This is a genomic window from Paraburkholderia sp. SIMBA_027, assembly GCF_046535315.1.
Taxonomy (GTDB): domain Bacteria; phylum Pseudomonadota; class Gammaproteobacteria; order Burkholderiales; family Burkholderiaceae; genus Paraburkholderia; species Paraburkholderia tropica.
Genome location: NZ_JAWRWY010001543.1, coordinates 1 through 238 on the forward strand (window position 1 = coordinate 1; position 238 = coordinate 238).

The window sequence follows — 238 nt, forward strand, 5'->3', positions numbered from 1 at the left end:
GCACAACGCATCGGCCGCGCCAACCACCGGATGGACGAACCGTCAAAGGCGATCCTCGTCCCTGCCAACCGCTTCGAGGTCATGGAGTGCCAGGCGGCGCTCGATGCGAATTACATCGGTGCGCAGGACACCCCGCCGGTTGGCCGTGGCGCGCTGGATGTGCTGGCCCAGCACGTGCTCGGCATGGCCTGCGCCGAGCCGTTCGACATGCTGCAGCTCTACGATGAGATCCGCACCG

Annotated in this window: 1 protein-coding gene; it reads left to right on the forward strand. The window is 66.8% G+C overall.

The annotated features are described in order from the left end of the window. Positions 1-238, forward strand: a 238-nt coding sequence (locus SB764_RS44365; protein ID WP_410867356.1) for a hypothetical protein, incomplete at both ends; no start/stop codon positions are given.